We start from the raw sequence: 7,793 nt of genomic DNA, 5'->3' as shown, positions 1-7,793 counted from the left end.
CCCTGCCGCCGCTGGAAGGATACACCTTTGAAGGCTATCGCAACGCCGACGGCAGCGTCGGCACGCGCAATCTGCTCGGCATCACCACCAGCGTGCACTGCGTGGCGGGCGTGGTGGATTACGTGGTGCAGCTGATTGAGCGCGATCTGCTGCCGCGCTACAGCAACGTTGACGGCGTGGTAGCGCTCAACCATTTATATGGCTGCGGCGTGGCGATCAACGCACCGGCGGCGGTGGTGCCGATTCGCACCATTCACAATCTTGCGCTGAATCCTAATTTTGGCGGCGAAGTGATGGTGGTGAGCCTCGGCTGCGAGAAATTACAACCGGAGCGCCTGCTGACCGGTACACCGGACGTACAGGCCATTTCGCTGGATGAGCGTGATATCGTGCGCCTGCAGGATGAACGCCACGTGGGTTTTGGCGCGATGGTCGATGAAATTCTGCAGGTGGCCGAGCGCCATCTGAAAAAACTCAACCAGCGTCAGCGCGAAACCTGCCCGGCGTCAGCGCTGGTGGTCGGCACCCAGTGCGGCGGCAGCGATGCGTTTTCCGGCGTGACGGCCAATCCGGCGGTTGGCTTTGCCTCGGATCTGCTGGTGCGCTGTGGTGCGACGGTGATGTTCTCGGAAGTGACCGAGGTACGTGATGCGATCCATCTGCTGACACCGCGTGTGGTAAATGAAGCGGTGGGCAAACGGCTGCTGGAGGAGATGGCGTGGTACGACGATTATCTGAGCCAGGGGCAAACCGATCGCAGCGCGAATCCGTCGCCGGGCAATAAAAAAGGTGGCCTGGCCAATGTGGTAGAAAAAGCGCTGGGCTCAATTGCCAAATCCGGCCGCAGCCCGATTGTCGAAGTGCTGTCACCCGGACAGCGCCCGACGCAGCGCGGGCTGATTTACGCCGCCACGCCGGCCAGCGATTTTGTCTGTGGCACCCAGCAGATGGCTTCCGGCATTACGCTGCAGGTGTTCACCACCGGGCGCGGCACGCCTTACGGTCTGGCGGCGATTCCGGTGATTAAAATGGCGACGCGCAGCGCGCTGGCGAACCGCTGGCATGACCTGATGGACATCAATGCCGGCACCATCGCGACGGGCGAAGAGAGTATTGAACAGGTCGGCTGGCGGCTGTTTGAGCTGATTCTGGATATCGCCAGCGGACGTAAACAGACGTGGTCAGATCGCTGGGGAATCCGTAATCAGCTGGCGGTATTCAATCCGGCACCGGTGACGTGATGTGCACACCTGGCGGAAGAGGAAGCGGTTCGGGTGAACCGTTAAGGTTAATCCCTGCAGCCCCCGCGCGCACAGGCTGTTCCCTCTCCCGCCTGCGGGAGAGGGTTAGGGTGAGGGCCTGATTTACAACAACTTACCCCAGCTCTCCACCCACGGCGTGGTCACTGACTCGGGCTCCGGATTTTCCGTCGCATCCACCAGCAGCACCTCGCCAATACGCTGCGCCTGCTGCTCCTGCAGCGTGGCATCAAAAGTCTTTCCTGCTCCACAGAAATGGTCGTAACTGCTGTCGCCTAAAGCGATCACGCCATAGCGCAGCTCAGGCTGATAGCCCAGTTCATCGCGCACCTGCACATACAGCCGCGCGATATTGTCCGGAAAATCGCCCTGCCCGGTGGTCGAGGTAACAATTAACGCGACCTCTTTGCTGTAAGCCTGCCAGTCGGCCAGTGACGGATCTTCAAACACCTTCACCTCATGCCCCTGCGCTTCCAGCACCGGCTGCGCCTCTTCGGCAACCAGCAGCGCGTTGCCGTACACCGTACCTGTAAAAATGCCAATCTTTGCCATTTTGCCGCTCCTTTATTCTGTCGGCTTATCCTGGACTGCCTCAGCGGCAAACTCAACCCTCGGCACATCGGGCAGTTGCTGCTGCCAGCCAAACGATTGCAGCATCTGCTGCCAGACGCGATCCAGCCCGGCGCGAATCACCAGCGGTTCGCCAGTCACCGGATGTGTTAGCGTCAGCGCACTGGCGTGCAGCATCAGGCGATCCATGCCAAAGTGGGCTGCGGCACCGCGGTTCTGCCGCAGATCGCCGTGCGAGCTGTCACCAATAATCGGATGACGCAGGTGTGCCATATGGCGCCGCAGCTGATGCTTGCGCCCGGTGTGCGGCGACAGCTCAACCAGCGTATAACGTGCGCTGAGGTACTTGCCGATGGCCACCGGCAGTTCTGCCTGCGCCAGCGCGCGATAATCGGTGACCGCCGGCTGCGGCGCGCGCGGTTCCGTGACAAACTTGTCCGCAATTTTATCCAGCTCTTCCACCAGCGGATAATCCAGCGTTGCGCTACCGTCCAGCCAGCCGCGCACCACTGCGTGATAGGTCTTCTGTATCTGATGCTGTTCAAACTGCTGCGCCAGCAGCCGCCCGATTTCGCTGGAGAGCCCCATCAGCAGCACGCCAGACGTGGGACGATCGAGGCGATGCGCGGTAAATACGTGCTGACCAATCTGATCGCGCACCGTCTGCATCACCACCACTTTCTCTTTGCGATCGAGCCAGCTGCGGTGCACCAGCCAGCCCGCCGGTTTATTCACCGCAACCAGCCATGCATCCTGATAAATGATCTCCAGCATCAGGCGTCCGGCGGCGCAAACAGCGCATCAAGCTGGCTGAGCGTCAGCAGCAGCGCTGCATGGCCCGGCGTGGTGGGCGGCAGGGCCATCTCATAATAAGGCGTAACGGCGAAGTTTTGCGGCAGCGCGGCGCCGGCGTCAAGCAGCGCCTGCATGCGCGGCAGCAGGACCCACTGCAGCCATTCGAGCGGCTGCAGGGTATCGAGACAGAAAGGTTGCGTGCTATTAAAGGCTTCCGCCGCCGGGGCGTGCGTCTGCCAGTGGCCGTGTTCGCGCATCACCGCTTCGACCTGCTGCAGCCGCTGAATAATCAGGTGCGTCGACATACGCTACCTCCGCGTCAAAAAGGGGCGGCAAGCATATCATTAGTGGGTGCGCGCGCAAAAACGGCATAAAAAAAGGGAGCACTGTGATTACAGTGCTCCCGGTTCGTTTGCAGCATTCCCGCCACCGCTGTGCTCCCTGCTCATCCATGACAACTGTTCCTGCGCTTTCCGTCGCCTGTCATCGTGACATTGGTCCTTAGCATCCTGGCCCGCCACATCCCGCGTGGCTCTCATTCTCCATCCTGGAGGTGTCCTTTACTCACTCCGGAGTGTCCTGCTTCATCCTGAAGCCTTCCCTGTGACGTAAACTCCGTTACGTTCCTGCCGCCTGGCTGACATTCTCCTGAACGTCTCTCAATCCGTGGCTTCCTGCCAGTGGTGACTATTCTGGCAGAAACCATCGCAATAACAAGTCAGTAAGCGCCGTTAAACGATTAAGCCATGTCTGTATTTTCGGATTGATGCCATAACTGCATGATTCACAATATTTTTACATTGCGGACTTCCGGAAGTCTGCGTAATGTTCTGGCGATCTCGCACAACAGTTGTGAGAGATCTCTTACAAAGGCTGCGAGAAAAGTCTGCAACTCAAGAACTAACCGGTTGTAAAGCATTAAGAAATGTCTGAATATCCACCGCCAGTTTCTGCCGTTTTTTCGTTCCCGGCTGCTCCACAATCACCTCACCGGTCAGATTACACACCGCGATAACATCCTGCTCCGAATCTGTCGTGGCGATAAACAACGTCGGGCTCTGTTTCAGACGGCGCTTCATCACCAGATGACCAATCAGGTTCTCCTGCAGGCGGGTAAAATCGTCCTCGCTCCACACCTGCAGCAGCGTCAGCGGCTGCTGTGCAAACTGTGCGTGCATGTCGCCGGCAAATTGCGTGGTATAGAACGTGGTGAGGTCCGGCTGCAGCTGAATATCCAGTGCGCGCTCAACGGCTGCCAGCGAGGCTGGCAGGGTAAAGTCCTGCGGCTGCCACAGGACGCGCTCATCCAGTTCACTGATGATGCAGGGCGACGGCACGCCGTACAGCTCTGCGCTGGCGGGAAAATGGCCGTGCTGCTGCTGCCAGTGCGCTACATAACGGGCGGTAAAATCGCGCAGGGCCTCTGCGGTTTGCTGCATCATTCATCTTCTCGCTGGTGATCGGTTACACTGACTCCCTTTGATGGATTTTAGTGGTAACCGTTATGTCTTCTGAAAACCGGGATACGGCGCTGAGCGGCCTGACTTTGGGTAAGCCCACCGCGTATGTTGATCGCTACGATAACACGCTGCTGCAGGCGGTGCCGCGCAGCCTGAATCGCGAGCCGCTCGGGCTTTATCCCGATAACCTGCCGTTCCACGGCGCAGATATCTGGACGCTGTATGAACTCTCCTGGCTAAACAGCAAAGGCGTGCCGCAGGTCGCGGTCGGCGAAGTGGTGCTAAGCGCCGACAGCGTGAATCTGATCGAGTCCAAAAGCTTCAAACTCTATCTTAACAGCTTTAACCAGACGATTTTCGCCGACTGGGGCGCCGTGCGGCAAACGCTGGAGCGCGATCTCAGCGCCTGCGCTAACGGCCAGGTCAGCGTGGCGCTGTTTCGCCTGAGCGAAGTGGAAGGTCAGCCGATCGGGCACTTCGCTGGCGATGTCATCGACGAGCAGGATATCACCATCAGCGATTACGGCTTTAACGCTGATTACCTCGCCAGCGCAACGGGCAGCGAAGTGGTTGAAGAGACGCTGGTCAGCCATCTGCTGAAATCGAACTGTCTGATCACCAATCAGCCGGACTGGGGCTCGGTGATGATTCGCTATCAGGGCCCGCGTATCGATCGCGAAGCGCTGCTGCGCTATCTGATTTCGTTCCGCCAGCACAATGAGTTTCACGAGCAGTGCGTCGAGCGTATTTTTAACGATATTCAGCGCTTTTGTCAGCCAGCAGCATTAACCGTCTACGCGCGCTACACGCGGCGCGGCGGGCTGGATATCAATCCGTGGCGCAGCAATGTGCCCTTCACGCCGGGCTACTCCCGCCTGGTGCGCCAGTAGCAGATTGCGAGATGTCTCGCAGGCCGCCGCACGGATGCGCGGTTCCACTTGAGCATTCGCGGCCGACAACGGTACTCTGGTACAGGCGCGAGGGCGACAGCGTGCTTACCGAAGGATTTTCGTCACTGCGCTCAACGGGTTAAGCGCAGCGTCATCAGTCACGCATTTGCGTGTAAAGGAGTTCTCTTGATTACACATATCAGCCCGCTTGGCTCAATGGATCTGCTCTCCCAGCTGGAAGTCGACATGCTGAAGCGCACTGCCAGCAGCGATCTCTACCAGCTGTTTCGCAACTGTTCGCTGGCGGTACTCAACTCCGGCAGCCAGACCGACAGTAGCCACGAACTGCTTTCCCGCTTTGAAAATTTTGACATCAACGTGCTGCGCCGCGAGCGCGGCGTGAAACTGGAGCTGATCAACCCGCCGGAAGAGGCGTTTGTTGACGGCCGGATTATCCGTTCGCTGCAGGCGAACCTGTTTGCCGTACTGCGCGACATTCTGTTTGTTAACGGTCAGCTCTCGGCGGCGGATCGTTTACAAAATCAGGACGTCACCGACTCCGCGCACATCACCAATCAGGTGTTCTCTATTCTGCGCAACGCACGCGCGCTGCACGTGGGCGAATATCCCAACACTGTGGTGTGCTGGGGCGGTCACTCCATCAACGCGGTCGAATATCAATATTGCCGCAATGTCGGGACCCAGATGGGCCTGCGCGAACTGAACATCTGTACCGGCTGTGGTCCGGGCGTGATGGAAGCGCCGATGAAAGGGGCGGCGGTAGGCCATGCACAGCAGCGCTATCACGACAGCCGGTTTATCGGCCTGACCGAACCGTCGATCATCGCTGCGGAGCCACCTAACCCGCTGGTGAATGAACTGATCATCATGCCGGATATCGAAAAGCGTCTGGAAGCCTTTGTGCGCATCGCGCACGGCATCGTGATCTTCCCGGGCGGCGTGGGTACGGCAGAAGAGCTGTTGTATCTGCTGGGCATTCTGATGAATCCGCAGAACAGCGATCAGGTCCTGCCGCTGATCCTCACCGGGCCAAAAGAGAGCGCCGATTACTTCCGCGTGCTGGATGATTTCATCGTTAATACGCTGGGTGAAGCCGCGCGCCGGCATTACAAAATCATCATTGATGATGCTGCGGAAGTGGCGCGTCTGATGAAGAAAGCCATGCCGCAGGTGAAAGAGTACCGCCGCGAAACCGGCGATGCCTACAGCTTCAACTGGTCGATTCGCATTGCGCCGGATCTGCAGGTGCCGTTCCTGCCGACCCACGAAAATATGGCCAACCTCAAGCTGTTCCCGAATCAGCCAGCGGAAAAACTGGCGGCGGATCTGCGGCGTGCCTTCTCGGGCATCGTGGCCGGTAACGTCAAAGAGATGGGGATCCGCGAAATCCGGGAAAAAGGTCCGTATCAGCTGCAAGGCGATGCCGATCTGATGCACCGCATGGACGAACTGCTGCAGGGCTTCGTCGCGCAGCAGCGCATGAAGCTGCCCGGCAGCGCTTACATCCCCTGCTACGAAATCATCAAATAACCCATCAGGAAGGCAGCCTGCGGGCTGCCGGTATCACTATGTCGCTTCATCTGCTTATTATCGACGCGCTCAATCTGATCCGCCGCCTGCACGCGGTACAGGGTTCGCCCTGTCGCGAGGCCTGCGTGGCGGCGCTGCATCAGCTGCTGGGCCACACGCGACCAACGCACGTGGTGGCGGTGTTTGACAGCCATGACCGACAGCCTGGCTGGCGTCATCAGTTATTGCCGGATTACAAAGCGGGCCGCCCGCCGATGCCGGACGATTTACAGCAGGAGATGGCCTCGCTGCAGGCGGCCTTTGAGGCCAGCGGTGTCAGTTGCTGGGTTGCCGAACATGATGAAGCGGACGATCTGGCCGCGACGCTGGCAGTGAAGATGGCCGACGCCGGTCATCAGGCCACCATCGTTTCTACCGATAAAGGTTACTGCCAGTTGCTGGCGCCGAGCATCCGTATCCGCGATTATTTTCAGAAGCGCTGGCTGGACGTACCGTTTATCGAACAGGAGTTCGGCGTCGCGCCGGCCCAGCTGGCGGATTACTGGGGCTTATGCGGTATCAGCAGCAGCAAAATTCCAGGCGTGCCCGGCATCGGGCCGAAAAGCGCACGGGAACTGCTGCTGCAGTTTGGTTCGCTCGAGGCGCTGTATCAGCAGCTGGATCAGGTACCTGAGAAGTGGCAGAAGAAGTTACGCGATCACCGCGCGATCGCGGAGGTGTGCCGACAGGTATCAACGCTGAAGCGGGATTTGGTGTTGCAGGGGAATTTAAATACGTTGCGGTATCAGGGTCCGGTGCGTCACTGAGGTCGCCATGAATGGCGCCCCTACAGCAGGACGGCAAGCCTGAGCTGATCAGGCAGGTTTCAGCCCCATTCCACAACGATCGCGGGTTTAGTTGCGGCGCAATTTATTGCGCGATGAATCGCGCCGCTACGGGTCAGTGCAACTAAGTTCTGCGAAATAATTTGTGCTAGCGCAAGGAGGCAAGCCTGAGAGTCCCCGGGAGCATACATTAGTATGTGACCGGGGCGAGCAGGCGCTGCCAACGCCGCGATAGTGCAAAGAATGAAGCAGAAGTTCTGCGAAATAATTTGTGCTAGCGCAAGGCGGCAAGCCTGAGCTGTTAAGGCAAGTTATAGCCCCATTCCACACCGGTTGCGGTTTTGGTAGCGGCGCAATTTATTGCGCGATGAATCGCGCCGCTACAAATGTTATGCGGCCTGCAGTTACCTGCATTAATACGAAGCAGCCAATCTGCGAAATAAT

The 7,793-nt window shown here is 58.6% G+C and carries 8 protein-coding genes; 4 read left to right on the top strand and 4 right to left on the bottom strand.

The window, feature by feature from the left end; translation table 11 throughout:
- Positions 1-1,241, top strand: a 1,241-nt coding sequence (garD, locus tag CBW22_RS13000; RefSeq protein WP_088516886.1) for a galactarate dehydratase, incomplete at its 5' end; no start/stop codon positions are given.
- Positions 1,242-1,364: 123 nt separating this feature from the next.
- On the opposite strand, the gene CBW22_RS12995 is transcribed toward garD, so the two are convergent.
- From CBW22_RS12995 to syd, 4 genes are all read right to left on the bottom strand, one after another.
- Positions 1,365-1,811, bottom strand: coding sequence for a flavodoxin (locus tag CBW22_RS12995; protein ID WP_021507375.1), 447 nt, complete (start codon positions 1,809-1,811; stop codon positions 1,365-1,367).
- A gap of 12 nt (positions 1,812-1,823) precedes the next feature.
- Positions 1,824-2,603, bottom strand: coding sequence for a tRNA pseudouridine(65) synthase TruC (truC, locus tag CBW22_RS12990; protein ID WP_088516885.1), 780 nt, complete (start codon positions 2,601-2,603; stop codon positions 1,824-1,826).
- Positions 2,603-2,929: a YqcC family protein gene (locus CBW22_RS12985; RefSeq protein WP_058771608.1), complete on the bottom strand. Its 327-nt coding sequence runs from the start codon at positions 2,927-2,929 to the stop codon at positions 2,603-2,605. Before CBW22_RS12985 ends, truC begins: the two co-directional genes overlap by 1 nt.
- Positions 2,930-3,517: 588 nt before the next feature.
- Positions 3,518-4,066 carry a SecY-interacting protein gene (syd, locus tag CBW22_RS12980; RefSeq protein ID WP_059010890.1) on the bottom strand — a complete coding sequence of 183 codons (549 nt, stop codon included), beginning with the start codon at positions 4,064-4,066 and terminating at the stop codon, positions 3,518-3,520.
- Positions 4,067-4,128: 62 nt separating this feature from the next.
- Here syd and queF point away from each other — a divergent pair, with 62 nt between their 5' ends.
- The 3 genes from queF (at position 4,129) to xni (ending at position 7,331) form a co-directional block, all read left to right on the top strand.
- A complete protein-coding gene (queF, locus tag CBW22_RS12975; RefSeq protein ID WP_058757052.1) occupies positions 4,129-4,974 on the top strand; it encodes an NADPH-dependent 7-cyano-7-deazaguanine reductase QueF in 846 nt (281 codons plus the stop codon).
- Positions 4,975-5,160: 186 nt separating this feature from the next.
- A complete protein-coding gene (gene ppnN / locus CBW22_RS12970) occupies positions 5,161-6,525 on the top strand; it encodes a nucleotide 5'-monophosphate nucleosidase PpnN (protein ID WP_021507381.1) in 1,365 nt (454 codons plus the stop codon).
- Between the two features lie 38 nt (positions 6,526-6,563).
- Entirely contained in the window at positions 6,564-7,331 is a 768-nt protein-coding gene (xni, locus tag CBW22_RS12965) for a flap endonuclease Xni (protein WP_088516884.1), read from the top strand.
- Positions 7,332-7,793 lie beyond the last annotated feature (462 nt).

This window comes from Pantoea sp. VS1 (assembly GCF_002207995.1).
In the GTDB taxonomy this organism is placed as follows: domain Bacteria; phylum Pseudomonadota; class Gammaproteobacteria; order Enterobacterales; family Enterobacteriaceae; genus Pantoea; species Pantoea dispersa.
This window is presented reverse-complemented; position numbering and strand designations above follow the sequence as displayed.